Source organism: Kitasatospora sp. NPDC036934, assembly GCF_055608425.1.
This window is the reverse complement of record NZ_JBVJQR010000054.1, coordinates 1-20,002: the sequence shown is the minus strand read 5'-3', so window position 1 is coordinate 20,002 and position 20,002 is coordinate 1. Positions and strand designations below refer to the sequence as shown.

Annotated in this window: 12 protein-coding genes and 2 pseudogenes; 6 read left to right on the top strand and 8 right to left on the bottom strand. The window is 70.4% G+C overall.

From position 1 onward, the window contains the following. Positions 1 to 2,734 precede the first annotated feature (2,734 nt). Positions 2,735 to 2,923: pseudogene (locus ACZ7BZ_RS37590) on the top strand (ATP-binding protein); the annotation flags it as partial. Between the two features lie 64 nt (positions 2,924 to 2,987). Further along, entirely contained in the window at positions 2,988 to 3,620 is a 633-nt protein-coding gene (locus ACZ7BZ_RS37585; protein WP_470362300.1) for an SMI1/KNR4 family protein, read from the top strand. 1,356 nt (positions 3,621 to 4,976) lie between these two features. Here the strand turns inward: ACZ7BZ_RS37585 and ACZ7BZ_RS37580 are convergent. After that, entirely contained in the window at positions 4,977 to 6,227 is a 1,251-nt protein-coding gene (locus ACZ7BZ_RS37580; protein WP_470362299.1) for an AlbA family DNA-binding domain-containing protein, read from the bottom strand. A gap of 123 nt (positions 6,228 to 6,350) precedes the next feature. Here ACZ7BZ_RS37580 and ACZ7BZ_RS37575 point away from each other — a divergent pair, with 123 nt between their 5' ends. Next, positions 6,351 to 6,623 carry a hypothetical protein gene (locus tag ACZ7BZ_RS37575; protein ID WP_470362298.1) on the top strand — a complete coding sequence of 91 codons (273 nt, stop codon included), beginning with the start codon at positions 6,351 to 6,353 and terminating at the stop codon, positions 6,621 to 6,623. A 220-nt stretch (positions 6,624 to 6,843) separates the two neighbouring features. Here the strand turns inward: ACZ7BZ_RS37575 and ACZ7BZ_RS37570 are convergent, their stop codons facing one another. Next, positions 6,844 to 7,113 (bottom strand): hypothetical protein, encoded by a 270-nt coding sequence (locus ACZ7BZ_RS37570; RefSeq protein WP_470362297.1) that lies wholly within the window; start codon positions 7,111 to 7,113, stop codon positions 6,844 to 6,846. A gap of 315 nt (positions 7,114 to 7,428) precedes the next feature. Here ACZ7BZ_RS37570 and ACZ7BZ_RS37565 point away from each other — a divergent pair, with 315 nt between their 5' ends. Further along, a complete protein-coding gene (locus tag ACZ7BZ_RS37565) occupies positions 7,429 to 8,034 on the top strand; it encodes a hypothetical protein (protein WP_470362296.1) in 606 nt (201 codons plus the stop codon). 115 nt (positions 8,035 to 8,149) lie between these two features. On the opposite strand, the gene ACZ7BZ_RS37560 is transcribed toward ACZ7BZ_RS37565, so the two are convergent. The 5 genes from ACZ7BZ_RS37560 to ACZ7BZ_RS37540 all read right to left on the bottom strand — a co-directional run bounded on the left by ACZ7BZ_RS37560 (position 8,150) and on the right by ACZ7BZ_RS37540 (position 14,901). Continuing rightward, complete coding sequence (locus ACZ7BZ_RS37560) at positions 8,150 to 10,492, bottom strand: helicase associated domain-containing protein (protein WP_470362295.1); 2,343 nt, start codon at positions 10,490 to 10,492, stop codon at positions 8,150 to 8,152. Positions 10,493 to 10,850: 358 nt separating this feature from the next. Next, positions 10,851 to 11,558, bottom strand: a complete 708-nt coding sequence (locus tag ACZ7BZ_RS37555; protein ID WP_470362294.1) for a helix-turn-helix domain containing protein — start codon at positions 11,556 to 11,558, stop codon at positions 10,851 to 10,853. Further along, entirely contained in the window at positions 11,555 to 13,789 is a 2,235-nt protein-coding gene (locus ACZ7BZ_RS37550) for a hypothetical protein (RefSeq protein ID WP_470362293.1), read from the bottom strand. Before ACZ7BZ_RS37550 ends, ACZ7BZ_RS37555 begins: the two co-directional genes overlap by 4 nt. Positions 13,790 to 13,796: 7 nt before the next feature. Next, on the bottom strand, positions 13,797 to 14,420 hold the full coding sequence (locus ACZ7BZ_RS37545; RefSeq protein WP_470362292.1) for a MerR family transcriptional regulator: 624 nt from the start codon (positions 14,418 to 14,420) through the stop codon (positions 13,797 to 13,799). A 316-nt stretch (positions 14,421 to 14,736) separates the two neighbouring features. Continuing rightward, positions 14,737 to 14,901, bottom strand: a complete 165-nt coding sequence (locus ACZ7BZ_RS37540; RefSeq protein ID WP_470362302.1) for a hypothetical protein — start codon at positions 14,899 to 14,901, stop codon at positions 14,737 to 14,739. Between ACZ7BZ_RS37540 and ACZ7BZ_RS37535 the strand changes: the two genes are divergently transcribed. Then, entirely contained in the window at positions 14,900 to 15,124 is a 225-nt protein-coding gene (locus ACZ7BZ_RS37535) for a hypothetical protein (protein WP_470362301.1), read from the top strand. The genes ACZ7BZ_RS37540 and ACZ7BZ_RS37535 overlap by 2 nt on opposite strands. 180 nt (positions 15,125 to 15,304) lie before the next feature. On the opposite strand, the pseudogene ACZ7BZ_RS37530 reads toward ACZ7BZ_RS37535, so the two are convergent. Then, positions 15,305 to 15,820 (bottom strand): annotated as a pseudogene (locus tag ACZ7BZ_RS37530) (hypothetical protein); the annotation flags it as partial. Between the two features lie 544 nt (positions 15,821 to 16,364). On the opposite strand from ACZ7BZ_RS37530, the gene ACZ7BZ_RS37525 reads away from it, so the two are divergent. Beyond that, the coding region (locus ACZ7BZ_RS37525) for a DUF6531 domain-containing protein (RefSeq protein ID WP_470362291.1) at positions 16,365 to 20,002 on the top strand (3,638 nt) is incomplete at its 3' end.

Below are 20,002 nucleotides of genomic sequence, written 5' to 3'. Positions count from 1 at the left end.
GGGGGCGGAAGGCCTGGAGGGCCTTACCCCCGGCCTGGCGGCCGGGGCGCCGCTGACGCGGCGTCAGCCGGGGGTGCCGGCTACGCCGTCACCGTGCGTGGTGTGGCCTCGGCTGCGCCTCGGCAGGTAGGTGGGTGGTTGGGGGAATTCGCCTGCGGCGAATTCGTGGGCGCGGCACGCGCCATCGTGGCGGGCGTCGGGCGTCGCTGCGCTCCGCCATTTTCGGGGCAATGCTCCGGGCCTACGGCCCGTCAATCGGTCAGCTTTCCCGGTCAATTGGCCGGTGTTTTTCACGGCCCTACGGGCCGGTTTGCTGGCAGGTTTTCCCGGGCTGCGCCCGGGGGCGGGCGTTGACGATGTGACGCGGAATTCGGGTAGCGGCCCCTTCCCCCGATCGGGCGGGGTGCCGGCCGGGGGCCTGCGGCCCCCGGCGTTGACGATGTGTCGCAGACTTCCGGTAGTAGCCACAACCCCACCCCCTGGGCCCCTCCCCCGGTCCCGGCCGATGGCCGGTCCCGCCTTGCGATTGCTGGGCTGTCGGCCCATCCACCGCCCTTCGAGCGGGGCCTGCGGCCCTCGGGGGGCGTCAGTAGGCCTCCGGTCCGGCCGAGCCTCCCCGGCCCCGGTGGCGACACCTCACAGGTGGCTCGGACGGCGGCCCCTGACGGGCCCTCAACCGCAGACTTCGGACGGAATCCGAAACGTATCCGGCGGCGTTTCCCCGACTTCCCCACGGCTCTATGGGACCGGTTCCAGGACGGACGCAGGGCGCGAACAGATAACCTCGCGGCAACCGTCCGTCCCGGCTCTATCCGGCCGAACTCCCGGCGGTAATTCGAATTCCCTCACACCCCTTTTCATGCGGCAATCCGAAGCCCTTTCGAGGCGCAGCGGCGAGGAATCGAATTCGGGCGCGCTGGAAAGGGGCCTACGGCCCTCCACCCGACACGGCGACCGCCCTTCCAGAGCACCCAGGAAATCCCGCCCAGCATCAACCGAGCAATTACCGGAGCAGCACCACCAAACCGAACACCGGACCAGAACGGCAGGGCCTGGACGGCCTCCAGGGCGGGCCCGGCGGCCGGACGGCCGAGACGGGCACAGCGGGACGGCCTGGCGGCCGACCAGGACGTCGACCAGGGCGCAGCAGCGGCGCGGCACGGGCGGCACGGGCGGGCGGGAAACCGCCGAGGCCGGCGAACCGGCAGCGGGGGTGCAACACGGCACCGCAACACGCCCGCCCGCCCCCGCTCCCGGCCACATAACGCCTGGTCAGACCCGCAACACAGCCCCGTGTTGCACCCCCGCGTTGCACCCGCCACCCACCACCCGGCCACCCGCCACCGACCGCCGAGCACCACCACCAGCACCAAGCCGTCGAGAAGGCCGGCCTTCTCGACGGCCGACGTCCTCGCCGTACCCGGCCGCCGTCCCGGACAGCAGCCCCCGGGACGGCGGCCAGGACTACCAGCGCCTGGCGGTCGGCGACCCGGCAGCGGCCGACTCCCGGCCGTCCGGCCGCCCCCGGACGGCACCCGCTCTGCGGCTGTCGCGGGAGCTGTCGCGCCCCCACCACACACAGGGGAAACCAGGCATCCGCCCACGTCACACCACGCGACAGCACCCCATCGCGACAGGCAACGCGACAGGGGCCCGCGACAGCACCCAGGGGCAGCTACCGGCCCCTCCCGCACACCCACCAGGACGGCCTGACGGCCACCCAAGCCGCCCAGCCGGAACGGCGGTGCCCGACGGTGCCCAGCAGCCCGGGACGGCGGCGCAGCGCGGGCCCGCACACGGCCCCGGACGGCGGTGCAACACCAGCCAGGCACGGCAGGCCCGGACGGCGGCGCAGCGAAGCGGGCACGGCCACCGGCGGGGACGGCGGACCCGGGACGGTGGCGGCCGAGCAGGGCGCAGCAGGCCCGGACGGCGGCGCAGCGAAGCGGGCACGGCCACCGGCGGGGCCAGGCCTGGACAGCGGCGACCGAGCAAGACGCAGCTGGCCCGACGACGTGGAGCCCGCCCCCGCCAAACCGAACACCAACCCCCGCCCCACCACACCACCGCAAATCCAACCCCAATCCACACCACCACCCGGCGGCCAATCCACCAAAACAACCCAACGGAATTACCGACAGAATTCACCCACAAAAACAGCCCACACCGCCCCACCGCCCCCGAACAGCCCCACCCCACCCCCGCCACCACCCCGCCACCACACACAGTCACCAAACCCCGGACAACACCAACCCCGCGGACCACCGGGGCCGTCCAATAGTGTGGTCTAGACAAATCGAGCGCAAGGCGCGGTTTTGGCGGGTTTTAGGGGTATTTAGCCCCACAGGACTCAGTACAGGTCACACCCACGCTCGCACGACGCCCCACCGCCGCCCTATCCGCTCCCAGTACACCTGACCAACACTCAGCACAACTGACCAATCGCAGGTCAGAGCGCTCATAGGCACCCCCATCACCCCAAGGAGCCCACGCACAGGAACCAGCGACCTACCTGATAACCCCAGCTCAGACACACCCCTCCAGACCACAACCAATGAGCGCGGACAAATGAGCGCGGACAGGAGCCTCCAACAGGTCCAACCAAAGGTCCAGACAACCCGCCATCCGAGGTTATTTCACGCCCCCAGCACCAGGAGGTCACACCCGGCGGCCCCTCGCCGGGAGGAGCTTGGCGTGCAGCACGCGGTCCTCCCACCCCGGATCGTCTGGAGTGGAGACCAGCGCCGCCATCGCATCGAACGAGTCGTTTGGCGGCTGGACGAAGACCTTCACCGACCCCAGGCTCTGCGCGGCCATCGTCGACCGGCTCACCTTCGGCGGCAACATCATCGAGACCGGCACCGACTCCTACCGACTCGCCACTACCCGCGCCCGCGCCGAACAGCAACAGGCAGTCGGCTGACCCCACCTGCTGCCCGGCCAGGTCCTCGGTCCGCCGTGTCGGAGACGTGCGGCAGGATGACGCCATGACTCAGCAGATCTTGCCCCCGTCGGAGTCATGGCGCCGGATCGAATCCTGGCTGGCGATGCACTCAGCTTCCGACCTCGCAGTGCTCAACCCGCCAGCGACACCTGCGGAGGTTCGGGACGCGGAACGGGTCCTTGGCATCCCGTTGCCCGGCGATCTCGCCGAGTCCCTGCGATGCCACAACGGGCTGAGCACCTGGGCGACCCTCCTGCCCGAGCAGTCTCCCCTCTCGGTGAGCGGAATCGTGGACCGCTGGCAGACCTGCATAGACGTCGCGACCGAGAATGACGGTCTGACCACCCGTCCCTGGGACGATGAGCCCTGGTGGCACCCGCTCTGGGTGCCCTGGGCCGAGAGCGCCGACGGCGTGGCACAGGTGATCGACCAGCGTCCCGGCCCAGACACGGGGCATCTCGGCTGGGCCGGCCACAGCAGCGGCGGAGACTTCACCGACTCATGGCCCGGCCTGGCACATCTCCTCCAGGCCGTCGCGCAAGCGCTTCACGACGGTGGAAGCGTCCGCGGTCTGCACCCCTACCTCACCGAGCAGGGCGATCTGTGGTGGGACGAGGAGGACTCCCACGAGCTGAACGGTCGGCCGCTGAGGCCAGCCCCAATTGGACTGTTCTGACGGCCAGCGCGGACTCGAACTCACCCAACCGCTCTTACTTCTCACCAACACTGAGCGACGAACGCAGGGCCTCGCGCTCTCCAAAGTCACCAACAACCGCTCTCACAACTGCCCTACGCAGCCAAGGGACTCTGAACGCGGGAGTGGTCCGCACTGTCCCACAGCTGCTGCAGATCCTGACGCTGAGCAGCACTCAGGCTTCGCAGCATATTGGCGAGCTCCCTCACAGCGGGAGAGTGCTCAGGCCTCGAAGTGGGCGGGGCAACCCAGCTGTGCAGGGAGTTCGGGGGCCAGTCCTTCGCCTGGACGACCAACTCCCCGATCCTGACGTTCACCGGGAAATCGGTCGGATGCTGGGCGGCAGAGGAGGAGACGGTGCGGCCGAAGACCCGCTGCCAGGCCTGCCGCCACGGTGCGAGGTTCGGCAGACGTGTGGGTCGGCACCCGACGAGGATGGCCTCCGCACAGCGGCGGGCAGGCGGCGGGACGGGCGAACGAGCAGAGCAGCGACCCGACGCAGCCCAGACGACGGAGGCCGGGACAACGAGCGGGCGGCCGCGAGAAGCACCACCAGGACCACCACCCACCATCCCAGCGACGATGACGAACGGCCCTCCCCTCCCCTGGGCGGCGGGTGGTTCATGCCCTAACGACGCCAGCCACGCCCCTGCGACCTCAGCACCGAGAAACCGGTGCTGAGCAGAGCCGCAGACGTCGCGTCCAACGGCCGAACCAGCAGGAGGACGACCATCACAACAGCAGCCGAAACTGTGGCCGCCAGCTCGACACCCGAGCGCGGCACGGGCTCACCGACCGCCGATCCAGTCACAACACTCCGCACAGAGCACCCCTTCTGACGTTCCCTGATGTCTTGACTCTGGGGCGGCGCCGCTCCGCAACCAGTGTGACGGGGCGCCACTGCTTCCGATAGCCGCCGAAAGATGGACCCATTTGGTGGCGTTTAAGGGGAGTCAATGCCGCCAAAAGAGTGAACGAAATCGGGGTCTCTTTCAGCCGAAGGAATGCCCGGCAGCAACGAAGGCAGCGGAAGCAACGGCACGACGACCGCCCGCGCTCAGCGACCCGGCGCAGCACGTGAACGACGGCGGAGGCCTGGCGGCGGGGACGGCAGACCCGGACGAGCGAGTACGACCGCGCACGCAGGGTGCCGTCACCACCAGTCAGCGACGGAACCCACCTGCGCAGTCACGAGCGAGGGCAGCGCCGGACAGGACGGCGCAGCGGCGACCTGGCGACCTGGCGACGGCTGAGCCGAGCAGCGGGCATTCGGTGGGGTTCGGTGGGCGAGCCCCCGGGACGGCGGCGCATAGTGGTCGCTGAGACGGCCCGGACGGGCTACAGGGTCTGAAGTGAGGCCACCGCGAACTGGTGGATTAGGTCGAGCGCGAGCTGGCGGGCCAGCCTCACCCGCGCTTCGTTCGAAGAGACCGCTTCGGTCAGGGGGAGCTCGCCTGTAACTGGGACGACCCATTCGAGCACGATGCTGGCGGGCACGGGTTCCGGGGCATCCGTCATGTGGAGCTGGTGGGTGAGGGCGATGCGGCTAGCGGTGATTTGGCCAGGTGGGGGGACGTTGATGGTCGCACGGACCTGAAGCACACCGTCGGCCTGGCGACGGTGAGCGTGTAGGGCCGCCAGTGTCGCCAGGTCCCGGATTGCGCCCTCCAGCCGACTCTGAGCCAGGTACCGAATGCCTCCGGCGGGAGCGGTGTGAGCCACGTTCAAGGCGCCGGCGAAGGAGCCGTCGTGGAGAAGCTCGATATGCCCTTTGTCGCTCACGCCGGCATAGGGCGAGCTGCTGCTGACCACTGCACGCCGCAGACCGACCTTCGGGATCGCGGTGCGACCGTCGAAAGCTTGGCGCAGCACGCCGTCGTCCTGGAAGAGTCGGATCGCGGCGAGCATGCTCGGCTCGGGAGCGGTGTGGTCGACAGTTTGTGCCGTGTCGGCGATCGAGGGCATCGAGCAGGCGGCGGTGACGGTGACCCAGATGCCGTGCTCCTTCCCCCAGAGGTGGGCGTCCAGTTCCTCGGCCAGCGCTGCCAGTTGCTCTTCTGCGGCTCGTCGACGCCGGAACCGGCCCGCGTACGCGGCCTCAAGGTCACTCTCCCCCAGCCAGTCGGTGTGGCTGCCGCGGCGCCGGGGCAGCCCCCACGACTCCTTCGACTGCGGGATGAGGTGGGGAGCCTCGGGGCTTCGTGGCACGTCGACCACGATGAGGTGCCGTCCCGGCAGCGTGGTCAGGGGCACGCTGTAGACGCGCAGCGCCGGGATGAACGGCCGGACCATAGCGGCCTTGGCCTGCATGCTCTGGACATGCGGCTTTGGGTTCTCGATGCCGACCAGTTCGTCCGCGTGGTCGGCTCCGTCCTCGCCGACGCCGAAGACGATGAGGCCTCCGGCGGTGTTAGCCATCGCGGCCACGTCCTTGGCGAACTTCTTCGCGTCGTTGGCCTCGTCGACATCCCGCTTCCAGTCCAGGTCCTCGCTCTCGACGACGTTCGCGTCCACGGCCGCAACGATCATGTCTTCCGTCACGGGCCCGGCCGGGACACCCAGGGCGCGGTGCAGCGATGTGTAGGTCACCTCCCACACGCTAGCGGCCGCCCCGAACTTGTCGCCCGGGTCCGCGCGGGACCACGCACCTGAGGTAGCGGGCGGGCTCCCGGCGCTGCGGGCCGGACCTCGGCCAGGACGGCAGACAAGCTAATGACCGGGCGGGGCACAGGAGCACAGCGGAAGGTCGGCATCGCCGGAACGGCAGCCCCGGCGGCCCGGCGAGACACGCTCCAGGCCGCGACCCAGGGCCTTGGCGAGGAGCAGCTCGCCGAGGCCGCGCGGCTGGAGGAGGCCGAGCGGCAGGCTTCCCATGCGGTGTGGGCGGATGAGTACTGGGCCACGCTGCCGGTCGAGGACCGGGTCGAGGCCCGCAGCCGGCTCCACCACACTGACAACCCCGCCGACGAGCAACCGGCCGCCTGAGTCCCGGCCAATCGGGGCCGACCCAGGGATTGTCCGGGGCCGGCGGTACGCTGCCCGGGCCCCGAGAAGGCACACGAGGCCGCCACCTATCCGGTGGCGGCCTCCCTGCATCTCAGGCGGGACGGCGAAGCCGGCTCGCCGCGCACACCCGGGCTCGACGCGGTGGTCCCGCCGGCCGGTTCCGCCGTACGTTCCAGGTGGCGGAACCGGGTACCCGCCCTCAGTCCGTTACCGGGCCGCCGATCGACCGGATGACCTCCGCCGCGTCCCGGTCGGTCCGCAGGGCCACCTCGGTCGCGAGCACCGACAGCCTTCCGGTCATCGCCATCAGCAGGCTCGGCAGAATGCTCTCCTCATCGGATCCGGCCCCAGCGATGCGGTGGTAGGAGGCCGCCAACTCGGCCGCGAACGTCTCCTCCAGGGGCGCCCCGGCATCCTGCGGAGACGTCGCCGAGGGCAACGTGAGCCGGTCCATGTCGTGGCTGGCCATCAGGCTGGCAGGCGGACGCATTCCTCGTCCAGCACGGTCAGGTCGACGTACACGCGGGTCTCTCCTTGAATCCGTCGGTACTCGTGTGTCATGCGTCGGCAAGGGCCCGGCCCCGTCCTGAACGATCCCGGCCGAGGCCACGGCCACGACGGCGGGGTCCCTGCGAGGAGAAACTCACCGGGCGTCGCGTTCGGACCAGCGACCGATCCGGTCGGGTCTGTCACCGCGGTCCACCTGCCAACCGTGCAGTGCCAGACCGATTATTGCGCACAGCCATAATTAACCTACACAGCGTAGCCAGTGGTTGGAGGGTCGATGTTCGCGACGTGGCGTGAGCAGTACGTGTCCGGCAAGGAATTGGAGCGCCGGATCTTCGAGGAGAAGTGGGAGCAGGAGAAGCGTTGGCGGGAGGAGGACCGGGAGGCCGTCAAGGCGGCGGCCGCGGCAAACTCCGTCGGTCTGGAGGAGCACAACGCCACAATGGTGACTGCCGCCAGCGTCTCCTACCTGACGCTGGTGAGCCACGAGGACACCTGGGCGTTCGTCGCCAAGCAGGCGTTCGGCCTGTGGCACCCCTCCTGGAGGTCGAGTTCCTACTCCGGGGACGGCTGGTCAGGACCGAACGCAAGCCAGCGTCAGGCCTTCACCTTTCCTCCCAACCTGGGTGCCGACCGGATCACGAAGTTCGAGCACGGGATGCAACACACCGTGCTCTCCGGCCACAACCTGGTGCGAATCCTTGAGACGCTGCATTCGGGGTCTGCCTCGGACGACCTGCCGACGTCGGCGCGCTGCCGCGCGCTCTACACCAAATTCGCCAGGTTCGTGGCGCAGGTGGACCCGCAGGCGCCGGCCGGCCAGAGCACTGGCGTGCAATACCGGATCGACGACACCTTCGTCCCCGACACCGTGAAGGCATAGAGCCCGACGCACCGATGCGAGGACGGCGCGGAGCCCACCCCACCAAGGATCCTGGGCGGGCGGGCTCCGTCGGGGAGCGCTGATGGCCGACCAGTAAACCATCGGACGGGGCGGGTCAGCCGGTGACGGTCTCGACGTGGCGGTGGAGCGCGTCCAGGAGAGCGGCCTGGTGGTCGGTCAGCTTCCCGTCGGTGCGGGCCTTGTCCTGCTTGCGCAGCCACGTGCCGGGCCGGAACGCCGGGTCGTCGCCGAGGCCGGTGCGGTTCGCGGGGCCGTCGAGGGTGCCGCCGGCGGCGAGGTAGGCGAGCAGGCGGCGGTAGGAGCGGTTCCAGTCCGGCTCCAGGCGCCACAGCTCGTCCAGCGCGTCGAGCTTGGCCACCTGGTCCGCGGTGAGGTCGGCCTTGCGCTGGCGGCGCATCCACGCGCCCACCGCGTAGTCATCCAGCTTCGCGGTCGCCGGGATCGCGAGGTGGCCGTGCTGCTGGTGGAAGGCCTTCGCGTAGGCGTAGCCGCGCTCCCAGGCGTTGGCGTTCTTCGACCAGATCATGCCGAGCGCGTCCAGCTCGGACACCCGAGCGGGGTCGAGCAGGCCCTGGCCGTTCAGGTGGCGCTGGCGGGTGAGCCAGGAGATCAGCTCGCCGTGCTTGGCCTTGTCGGTGGGGTCGAGGTGGCTGTGCTCGATGTGGAAGACGGCGGCAACGGCGTGCATGCGCTGCCACTCGACCGCGCGCGGGTTGAACGCCCGCAGCTTCACTGTCTGGAGGATCCGCGCCGCGTGCTGCCGGGCGTTGATCCGCAGCCACTCGACCGGCGACTCCACCGGGGCCAGCGGCTGCTCCCCCTCGCCCCCGGCGGCCTCGACCTCGGCCGGCTTGGCCGCAGTGGTGTGCGCGGTGCCCTGCGAGCGGGATGCGCGCAGCTCGGTGATCCGGCCGACCACCCGGGCGTCGTGCGCCGCGAGGGCGCGCAGGACCCGCCAGATCGTGCGGAAGGAGCTGGCCTCGATCTCGGTGTCGGCCTCGGCCTTCACGGCCTCGCCCGCGTCGTGGACCTCGGCCGGGTCCGCAGCGGCGGTGTCGTCGCCGACCTCCGGCGTCGGCAGGTACACCGGGATGATGACCCAGGACACCTTGCCCTGCCGGTAGGACTGGCGCAGCGCCCTTCCGACGGCCTGGACGATGTCGATCACGCTCGACTTCGGGTCCGCGAAGCACACCGAATCCACGGCCCTGACGTCGATTCCTTCCGACAGGAGCCGAGCGTTGCAGAGGATGCCGCACTCCTCGCCGTCCTCGCCGGTATGGGCCTTGAACTCAGTGAAGGCGGCCCGGCGGTCCTTGAGACGGTCGGTGCCGGCCACCGCCTTAGCCCAGATCCGCTCCGGACGGTCCTTGTCCTCCAGCAGCTCGGAGGCGTCCAGCAGGGTGCTCGCGAACTCCCGCGCCGCGCTGACGCGGGAGTGGAACGTGATCACGCGGCGCAGGCCGAGGTCGGCAACCGCGCGCAGCACCGCGATCTGAAGGGCCAGGCGCAGCAGTTCCTCGTTGGTGCGCTGGGAGCGGAGGTCGGCGACGGCGGGGAGGTTGAGGAGCTCGCGCAGGTCCTCATCGGTCACCACCGGCACGAGCACCCGGTAGTCGGCAAGGTAGCCGTGCTCGATCCCCTGTCCGAGGGTCCAGGTGAAACAGGTCTTGCCGTAGACCGCCTCGTCGTCCATGGAGCAGAGCACGGGCAGCTTCTCCGAGCCCTCGGCGTCGGCGAGGTCGGCCAGGCCGTCCTTCGCCCGCCGGTCGTCCGCGATCCTGGGCGTAGCGGTGAAATACAGCCGGCGCTTCGCCGGGACCTGGGCGTCGTCGTGGACCGCGGCCCAGGCCTTGCCCTCCGAACCGGCCGTGCGGTGGGCCTCGTCGATGATCACGAGGTCCCACTGGGCCAGCCCCCACCCGTGGTGGGCCTCGACGATGCGCTCCAGCGAGGCATAGGTCGCGTACACGGTCACCGGCTCGCCGGCCTTCTCCTTGGCGACCAGGTCCGCGATCCGCGGGGCCTGCGTCGACACCTGGGCATGGACGCGGCCGCCGGCCTCCGCGCTCTCCAGCGCCTCCTCCCGAGAACACGCCGCCACCGCCAGACCCCGGCGACCGCCCCGCAGCGACCACGCCTCCGCCGTCTGCTCCAGCAGCTCGATCGTCGGCACCAGCACCAGCACCCGGCCCCGGGCGGCCAGACGCCGGGCACACCCGGCCGCGATCAGCGTCTTACCGGAGCCGGTCGCCGCGACGACGGTCGCGCGGCCGCCGTCCTTCACCTCGCGCACCGCGGCCGCGACGGCGTCCTTCTGGAACCAGTGCAACGGCAAGGGGGTGAGCGCCCCGGTCGGCTGCTGCGGGACCGGCTGAGCGGCTGCGGTGCGGAACGCGGCCGGCACGTCGGCCTCGGTGGCGATGGTGGTCTCCACGGCGGCGGTTTCTCCTTCGGATGCCGAGACGGCGGGACGAGGCGGACGAGGCGGACGAGGCGGGCGAGGCTGTGGGAAGGTCGGTGCGGGCGGCCTCTCCCCGGGGCCAGGTCATGGATGGGGAGAGGCCGACCGGATGTGACTGGAAGCCGTAGTTGGCGGTTCGGCCCGACATCTCCGCAGGTCGCGGCGCGAGTTGGAAGTACTGGTTGGCGGTTTCTGGCAGCGGTAGTTGGCGGCCGGAAGCCGCAGAGGTGCACCTCCGCGCACAAATCCGCTGGTCACAGGAGCGGAAGGGCCCCGATCGCCAACTATCGGTGCCAACCGCCAACTACGGCTTCCAGTCACACCGGACTCTCTACTGCTGCTGCTCGGGCGGCACCCAGCCGCGGACTTCGAGGTAGGTGATGTCGGCGTCCTCGACGGCGCGGCCGGTCTCCACCAGCCAGGCCTTCATTGCCTCGGTGACGTCGCCGTGGTGATCGGCGACGCGCTGGGACCACTCGGCTGCATCGAAGCCGCCGGTTGAGGCGGAGCCGTAGGCCCGTTCCTCGGTGCCGTCTGCGCGCGGGATGTACCCACGCCGTGCCCCACCAACGTACTCAGATGCGACGGAGTGGACGTACTGGTTGGCCTTCATCCGCACGGTGAAGGCGAGGCGGCCGCGCACCTGGCCGGTCTCGTGGACGACCGGGGCCAGGTGCGCGGCGCCGGACTTGATGGCCTGCTTCCCGGCGCGGCCGGCCATCGAGCCGCCCGCCTCACCCACGACGTCCTTCTGCCGCGTCCGGGCCTTCTGCCCGGTCTTCGTGCGGCGCCGCTCCACGTTCTCCTGGGCCACAGCGCCGAGCGCCTCGGTGTCGCGCTCGCCGCCGCGCACCGCCCGCACGACCTGGCGCAGCGCGTTCACGAACGCGGCGCCCTTGCCCTTGGTGAAGAACTGGGACACCAGGCTGGCGTCGCGGCCGAGCATCTTGGCGACCTGGCGCTTGGTGTAGCCCTGGTCGAGCAGCTCCTGGGTCAGCCGGGCGGCTTCGTTCGGGTTGTTCGGGTCGGCCGGGCTCACTGGTCAGCTCCCTTCATGACGGCGGCGAGTTCGGCGCGGCCCAGGCCGCGCAGCTTGATGTACTCCTCCTGGGACTTCGGGTGCTCGACGGGGCCGGTGAGGTGGCCCTTGAGGAGGTAGTCGCCGGGCTCGCCGCGGTAGGGCCAGGGCTGGCGCTCGGTCAGGGCGATGCCGTCCGTGCCGAAGTACACGACGCTGCCGGGTTTCGCGTGCAGAGCGCCGGCGTTGCCGATGACCTCTTTGCCCTGCCGGTACTTCATGTCCAGCAGTGCCGCCCGTGCCCCCGACCACACGTAGGCCGCCCACTCCGGGTGGGCGTAGGGGTCGCGGGAGAAGCCGGCCTGCCGCTGCCAGATGACGACCTCGCCGTCCTGGCCGAGGATTTCCACGCCGGCTGGGAGGGCCTCGCCGAGCGGGGTGGTGCCGGAAACCAGGCGCGGGCGCTGCGCGAAGCCGCCCAGGCCGAAGAGCAGCACCGACCGGACGGCGCGGGAGGCGAGGTAGGCCGCCTGACGCTGCCGCTCGTCGCCGTGCAGCTTCGAGAGGTTGGTCAGGTCCGCCCACGCGGCTTTGAGGCGCTTGCCCCACTCGTCCAGCGGCTTGCCGTCCTCGAACAGCAGGCCGCCGAGGATCTCGACCTTCCACGGCGCGATGTGGTTGGCGAGGGCGAGGTGGACCTCCGCGCCGCCCGCCCACGTGGTGAACGTGGCACCCGGCTCCGAGGGGTAGATCCAGGCACGGTCACCGGTGACGGGGGCGGGCAGCAGGCCGACGTGGTTCCATCCGGCCGGGACGGTCACGCGCACGTTCCAGTGCGAGCAGGACATCAGCGCCTTGGTCTGCTCCTGCTCGCTCATCGCCGCGAAGGCGTGCGCGGTGACGCGGCGCGGGGTACCGACCGGGGACTTCCACAGGTGCTTGGCGTAGGCGAAAGTGCGGTCGTACTCGACCAGCGCCGGGAGCTGCTCCGGGACGCGCGGCGGCAGGATCAGCTCGGTACGGCCCTGCCCGCCGGTGGCATGCAGCAGACCGCGCAGCTCCTCGCTGAGGACCGGGTAGCCGCCCGCCCACTTGCCGGTGGTGGGGATGGTGCGCGACCACAGGTCCCGGCCGGTCTGGCTCGGGGAGCCCATCAGGACGGCGTCGTCCCAGTGCCGGCGCAGTGCCTGCCACAGCAGCGTGAACGCCTGACGGCAGGTCACCACGTCCGCGCCGTTCGGGTCGAACCACTCCCCCATCGACCGGATCTCCGTCACCGGGCCGTCCGGGGAGGCGGCCGGGGCGTAGCGGCCGACCGGCTGACGCTGGTGGACGAAGTGCCCGGCAAGCTTGTCCCGGCCGGAGCCGACCGCGGTCGTCCACCGCTCGCTGGGGGTGTTCAGCCAGGCCGCCACGGCGTCCTTGAGGGTGGAGTAGCGCTCGGCGCCGTCGTGCCACGGGGCGCCGGCGGTGATGTAGATCCGCTCGGTGCCGGGCGCGGTCGCCAGGACCTCGTCCAGAATCTCCCCCGGGGTCCGGGCGCCGAGGTCCAGGCGCACCGTCCGGTCGCGGACCGCAAGGTCGCCGGTCGCGGCGTCCAGGAACACCGTCGCACGGGCCTGCTGAACGAAGTTCGGGCGCTTGGAGACCAGACCCGTGGTCACGGCCTCGAACCGCGCACCCGCCAAGCCCTCCGGAAGGGTGGGCAGCTCGCGCGGACCGGCCTCCACCACCGGGCGCGGCGCGGCAGCGACCGGAGCGACCGAGACCGCCGGGACGACCGGCGCAGCGGCGGGGGTGGGCAGCTCGGCGACGGCCTGGTCCTCGGCCTCGGTCGACGCCTCGACGGCCGGGGCGGCCGGGGTCGGCTGCTCGACGACGGCGGCAGGGCGGGTCAGCGCCGGAGCGACCGCCGTGGCGGGCTCGGCGACCGGCTCGGCCACGGGCGCCGGGGCGGGCGCAGCATCGGCAGTGGCCTGGTCGTCGGCCTTGGCAGCGCGGACAGCGGCCGGGGTCGGGTCCAGCAGCGGCGCGATCCGCACCACGTCGCCCACCGACAGGCCCGAGGCCTTCGCGATCGGCGCGGCCTGGGCGCCCTCGTACCCCGCGAGCCCGGCCACCCGGCGCGCACGCTGGGCGGTGAGCCTGTCCAGCTCCTTCTGCGCGGCGGCGACCTGCTTCTCGGCGGCCGTGATTTCGGTGCGCAGCTCGCGCAGACCGGCAAGCTCGGCGGTGTACGTCTTGCGGTCCATCAGCAGGTCACTCCCCCTCGGTGGCGATCTGGTCGGTGCTGGTCGTGGTGGGGACGTAGGCCATCGGGCCGCCAGAGACCGACGGCAGGCGGGCGCCGAGCAGCAGGCCCGCGAGGCGGGCGTCCTCGGGGTCGGCCGGGGTGGCGGCGTTGACGGGGGCGGTGAGATCGGTCAGGTAGCCGGCCAACCTCGCCTTCGGGAAGCGGTAGCGCCCCGTGGTACCGACGGTGCCGTCAGACTCCCACTCGGCCAGTCCGGTCAGCACCGCGACGACGAAGGAGGCCACCGTCACTGGCAGCACCCCGCCGGCCGCGACCCGGCCCGGGTCGCACCGCCACCAGCCGGACAGCGCGGCCAGCAGCTGCGGCTCGTCCAGACCGGTGCCGAAGCCGATCCACTCGCGGTCCGGCTCCTCGACCCGTACGGGGGCGTCCGAGCGCAGCACCGCCACCTCGGCCGCACCGAGCGCGGCCAGGTCGGCGGCGGGCCGGGCCTGGAGCGCCTGGAGTGCAGCCAGCGGGAACACCTGCCGACCGGTGTCGCGCACGCCGGGTACCACGCCGGTGGCCATCAGCTTCTTCACCGTCGGGATCGAGCACCCCAACACCGACCCGGCCTGACCCGTCGTCACGAACACAACCACAACCCCCATCCACGCCTATCGATCTAACTTGAAACGCTATGGCAACCCTACGCCTCCCCTCCGACACCATCCACGCCTTTTTAGTAAGTCGTACAAGCAATGATTCGGCCCTTGCGCTGTCCAGGGCAGGGGCCGAATCAGGGTTGTTCTCCGGGTCGGGCGGTCTGTGCTGCCCCCGATCAGCGGCTTGGGCCTCCTCGAAGGTCACGTAGCCAGTGGACCGGTCGGCCAGGGCCGTGAAGCGGTCGGTGAAGTAGCTGCCAGTGATGACTCCGGCCGCAGGCGCCCACGAACACCCTCACCGTCAGGCGACTTCGGGGAGTTCCGGTTCCAGGAACCGCGGCGCGACCGGCAGGCCGAGTGCGTCGAGTGCTGCGGCCTGTTGGGGGGTGAGTTGGGCGGCGTCGTGCCAGCGCTGGTCGATCCAGGGTGTCCAGTCTGACGTGATCGGTGCCGACGGTCTCGGCATGTCCGTTGGGGACCTGGAGGTGGCCTTCGCGTCGGAGGAAGTTGCGCGCGGCGCGCAGTCCGCGCGCGAAGGTCGTCGCCGGACCGGTGGTCTGCCGGAACAGCAGCAGGGCGTGGGGGTGAAGGTCCGGGTGATGGCGTGCCAGGAGGGTGAGCTGGGCGAGCTGTCCCGGTTCCAGGATGTGTTGCTGATCGATCTGGCGGTCCAGCCAGACCTCCGGTGAGAGGTCCGTCTCGACGGCGGCTATCCGGCAGGTGGGCCGCCAGTGGCCAGCGTCGAGGCGACGGAGCAGTTGGGCGCAGGTGTGCTGCCAGTTGATGCTCCAGGCCGGGTTCCAGCAAGGGTCGATGGTGTTGAGCGCATCGAGGCGCTCGGGAGGCAGTTCGTCCTCGCGGGCCAGGGCTCGCATCCGGTCGAGCCATCGGGCCAGACCGGCGTCCACGTCGGGGGCACCGGCGTGGACTGCGAGGGTGTGGTGGGCGGTCGCAAAGTCGCGAGCCAGGGCGAGGTGGTGTTCGAAGCTGCCGGGCGGGTGGGGCCAGGAAATGCGCCGGGCGAACAGGGCGAATGCCTGGCCGGGGTCGAGGGTGCCCTCGGCGTGGCGATTGCGCTGCTCGCCGATCCAGGAGCCGAGGCGGGCGGCCACTCGCGGTAGAGGGCGGCTGCTGGGTGTCGTTGGCGGCGAGCAGCGAGGAGAGCAGCGGTTCGCCGGCGGCGGCGGTGAGGCCCGGTCAGGGCCGCTCCGGACGAGGCATGACGCGCAGCCGTGTTCGCCACGCTGGGAAACGACCGGCGGGTGCAACCGGACATTTCTCCAGCCGAAGGCCGTCCAGTCGCGCTTCCCAGGCCCGAAGAGAAATCCTGGTGGAATGCAGGGAATTCGACGCACCTCTCCATCGCCCCGAAACCCATCGCACATATGACGAACCATCACTCATGGGGCGACCCGGGAGAATCGGAAGAGCATTTCATTCAGGGCCAGGCGAGCCTCGTTCTCCGAGCTCAGGTCACAGCGGCATCGGGGGCCCGCGCGACTCGAATTCACCATTACCCGGAGCGCCGCCGGATCGCCGTGGTCGCACCAGTGACAACCAGCGCCCCAATAGAATCTCCCGTCACTCCCATTCCGGCCCGACTCGGCATCGCCGGCCGCCCGACGGTGCACCGAGCGTCGATTCGACCGCAGATTCGGCCATAGATGCGAAAGGTTGGCGATTCCGACATACCCAGGCTGAATTGCCTAGTAGAAATGGGCGTACACGTTCAAGGTGAGATAGGAATTGATCGTTCCATATTCGCTGGGGGATTCCATGTGGCGCGTCCACAAATCCGCAATCGTGATGGTCGTGCTGTCCGTCCTGTTAAGTCTGTTCGGGGCCGCTCCGAATTGGGCATCTGCCGCAAGTCATCCGAAGCCGGCCGCTGAGGCCTCGGCACCGAAGCCACCGGCACCGCCGACGCCGATGAGCGGCGCCGAGCGCGATGCGCTCACCAAGCAGGCCACGGAGGAGAACGCCCACGACCAGGTGGCCGACGAGGGCGGCACCGTCGCCATCAGGTCCACCGCCGCGCACCCACCGTCCTCACCCCACGCCGCCGCGCCCGACGGCATCACGGGCCAGGGGAACGGGATGTGGCCGCCGTCCGGATGGGTGGACGGCCGAGCGGGCTGGGGGTCCTTCTTCATGCCCTCTTACCAGACCACCATCTGGACCATCCAGTCACAGGACTACTACTGGAGCATCCCCTCCGTCCACTACGCGGTGTACCGCGCCTCGGACAACGCCAAGATGGCGGAGAACTGCTTCGCCACCGACCCCAGCCTCGGGGGATCCACGAAGTTCTGGATCGAGCAGTTCAACTCCAAAGGCAGCAACAGTCTGCAGCCTGGCGTCGGCTACTACGCCAAGTTCGCGTACTCGACCAGCTTCACCGCCGGCCAGGACATCCGGACACAGGATTGGTCGTGTGCCTCGGGCTGGTCTTCCGAGGTGCAGACGCCGTCCCTGCCGGCGTTCATCAACGGGAACACTGTCCCGGCTGCCGAGACCACGGGCTGCGGGTGCGGGGACTCCTCGGGCCGCGACCAGTTCCAGGGGCACCGCGGCGACCCGGTGAACACGCTCTCCCGATCCGAGAACGAGCAGGCGACCGACGCCACCCTCGCGGCACCGGGCGTGCCGTTCGCATTGACCCGCTCCTACTCCAGTGACGCCGCCGCCCCCGCGAACTCCCCGCTCGGAGCGAACTGGTGGTTCCCGTACGCGACGTCCGTCCAGGACCAGGGCGGCTCCACCGTCCGGGTCACCCTGGAGACCGGGGCGCAGGTCACGTTCAACCGCGACGCCTCGGGAAACCTCACTCCGACCAACGGGGTCCGCTCCGTCCTGACCGGCAACCCGAGCACCGGCTACCGCCTCACCACCCTGGACAAACGGACGCTGGGGTTCGACCCCGCCGGCCGCCTGACCAGCTGGGTCGACCTCAACGGCGCCGGCCTGACCCTCACCTACAACGGAACCCAGACCTGGCCCTCGACGATCACGGACTCAGCCAGCCACGTCGTCACCCTGACCTACACCGGGTCGTCCCCCCTGCTCACCACGGTGGCCCTGCCGGACGGCCGATCGGTCGGCTACGGGTACACCAACGGACTGCTGACCTCGGTCACCGACCTGACCGGCGGCACCACCACCTACGCCTACGACACCGCGGGCAGGCTCACCGGCATCACCGACCCAGCGGGCCACCAGGTCATGAGCACCGCCTACGACGCCAACGGGCTGGTCGGCTCTCAGAAGGACGCCAACGGCCACACCACTGCCTTCACCGGCAACGCGGCCGCCAACGGCTACTCCACCTACACCGATGCCAACGGCGGACAGTGGAGCGACTACTACACCGGTAGTCAGCTCTACCGGTCGGTCGACCCGTACGGGAAGAAGACCGCCTACGCCTACGACGGCAACCAGCGCCTGTCTCAGGTGCTCGACCCCAACGGGCACCTGACCCAGTTCGGCTACGACGCGGCGGGCCACCTGACCACCCGTACGCTGCCGGACGGATCGACCGAGTCCTGGACCTACGACAATGCGGGCAACCAGACCTCACACACAACGCCCGGCGGCGCCAAGACAACAGCGACCTTCGACTCCACGAACCACCTGACCAGCCAGACCGACCCAAGCGGCGGGACGACCACCTACACCTACACCGCGAAGGGCCAGCTCGCCTCAAAGACCACCCCGGCAGGCCGCGCCACCACCTACGCGTACGACAGCGCCGGAAACCTCCTCTCAGTGACCGACCCAGCCGGGAACAAGACCAGCTACACCTACGACTCCGCAGGCCGACGGACAAGCTCCACGGACCCGCGCGGCAACGTGGCCGGCGCCAACCCGGCCGACTACACGACGTCCTACGCCTACGACAACGCCGACAGGGTGCTCTCGATCACCGACCCGAGCGGTGGAAAGACCCTCTACGGCTACGACTCCGTCGGCAACCGCACCTCCGTCACCGACCCCCTCGGCAACAAGACGGCCTACACCTACGACAGCGCCCACCACCTGCTGACCAGCACCGACGCCGCCGGAAACCAAACCAGCTACACGTACGACGCCAACGGGAACCCGCTCACACGGACCGACCCCACCGGGGCCAAGACCGGTTACACCTACGACGCCGCCAACCGGCAGCTCACCACCACCACGCCGCGCGGCAACGCCGGCGGCGCGGCTCCTGCGGCGTTCACCACCACGCTCGGGTACGACGCGAAGGGGAACTGGACTAGCACCACGGACCCCACCGGAGCCGTGACCAAGACCGCCTTCGACGCGCTCGACCGCCCGGTCACCGTGACCGACGCACTCGGCAACACCACCACCACGGGCTACGACGCGGACGGCCGCATCACCTCCACCACAGACCCGATCGGAGCCAAGACCAGCAACACCTACGACCCCCGCGGCCTGCTGGCCTCGGTGACCGACGCGCTGGGCAACACCCGGGCCTACGGCTACAACGCGGACGGGCTCCGCACCTCTGCCGTCACCCCGACCGGCGACCGGACGACTTACGCCTACGGGGCCAATGGCGAGGTGTCCGCCTCCACCGACCCCCGCGGGAACGTTCAGGGCGCCGACCCCACGGGCTTCACGACGCGCTACACCTACGACGCCGCGGGCAACCTAACGGCCGCCAAGAACCCCCTGGGGAACACCTTCTCGACCGCCTACGACGCACTAAACCGGATCACGGCCCTGACCGACCCCCTCGGCGGCAGCACGACACGCGGCTACGACCAGGCGGGCCACCTCATCACCGTCACCGACCCGACCGGGGCGACCACCAGCTACACCTTCGACGCGGCCGACAACCGGACCTCGCGCAGCGACGGCAACGGCCACACCACCCGATACGCCTACGACGCCGCCAAGCGCCTGCTCTCCGTCACGGACCCGCTCAACAGGAAGACCACCTACGGCTACGACGCGGACGGAAACCGCACCACCGTCACGGACGCCCGCGGCACCAGCGCTACGACCGCCTACGACACCCGCGGGCTCGCGACCGGGACCACCTACTCCGACAACACGCCGGCACTCGCCTACACCTACGACGCCGCCGGACGGCGCACGGGCATCAAGGACGCGACGGGAGCGCGCACCCTCACCTACGACGCCGTCGGCAGGCTGCTCACCGCCTCCTCGCCGACCGCGCCGTCCGGGTTCACGTACACCTACGACGCCGCCGGCCACGTGACCAGCCGCCAGTACCCCAGCGGCTGGAAGACGACCTCCACCTACGACCCCGCCGGCCGGCCGGCTTCCCTCACCGTAGGAGGGGCCACCACCGCTTTCGGCTACGACCCGGCCGGACGCCTCACGACCACCACGCTGCCCACTGACAACGGCTACACCGAGACCCGGGCGTACGACCAGGCCGGCCAGCTCTCCAGCATCGCCAGCACCAAGGGCGGCACCACCCTGTCCTCGTGGGGCCTTAGTGGCTGTTGTCGTTCCGATCTTGAGGGGTGCCGGTCGAACGGGAGTCTCGATCGGGTGAGTCCGGCGGCCGCCGCGCATGAAAGCAGGGCCTC

Coding starts and splice junctions, on each gene's coding strand:
- ACZ7BZ_RS37575 (WP_470362298.1), top strand. CDS start 6,351: ATGACCGGGCGGGGCACAGGAGCACAGCGGAAGGTCGGCATCGCCGGA.
- ACZ7BZ_RS37540 (WP_470362302.1), bottom strand. CDS start 14,901: ATGCCGAGACCGTCGGCACCGATCACGTCAGACTGGACACCCTGGATC.
- ACZ7BZ_RS37550 (WP_470362293.1), bottom strand. CDS start 13,789: ATGGACCGCAAGACGTACACCGCCGAGCTTGCCGGTCTGCGCGAGCTG.
- ACZ7BZ_RS37570 (WP_470362297.1), bottom strand. CDS start 7,113: ATGGCCAGCCACGACATGGACCGGCTCACGTTGCCCTCGGCGACGTCT.
- ACZ7BZ_RS37585 (WP_470362300.1), top strand. CDS start 2,988: ATGACTCAGCAGATCTTGCCCCCGTCGGAGTCATGGCGCCGGATCGAA.
- ACZ7BZ_RS37535 (WP_470362301.1), top strand. CDS start 14,900: ATGTCCGTTGGGGACCTGGAGGTGGCCTTCGCGTCGGAGGAAGTTGCG.
- ACZ7BZ_RS37565 (WP_470362296.1), top strand. CDS start 7,429: ATGTTCGCGACGTGGCGTGAGCAGTACGTGTCCGGCAAGGAATTGGAG.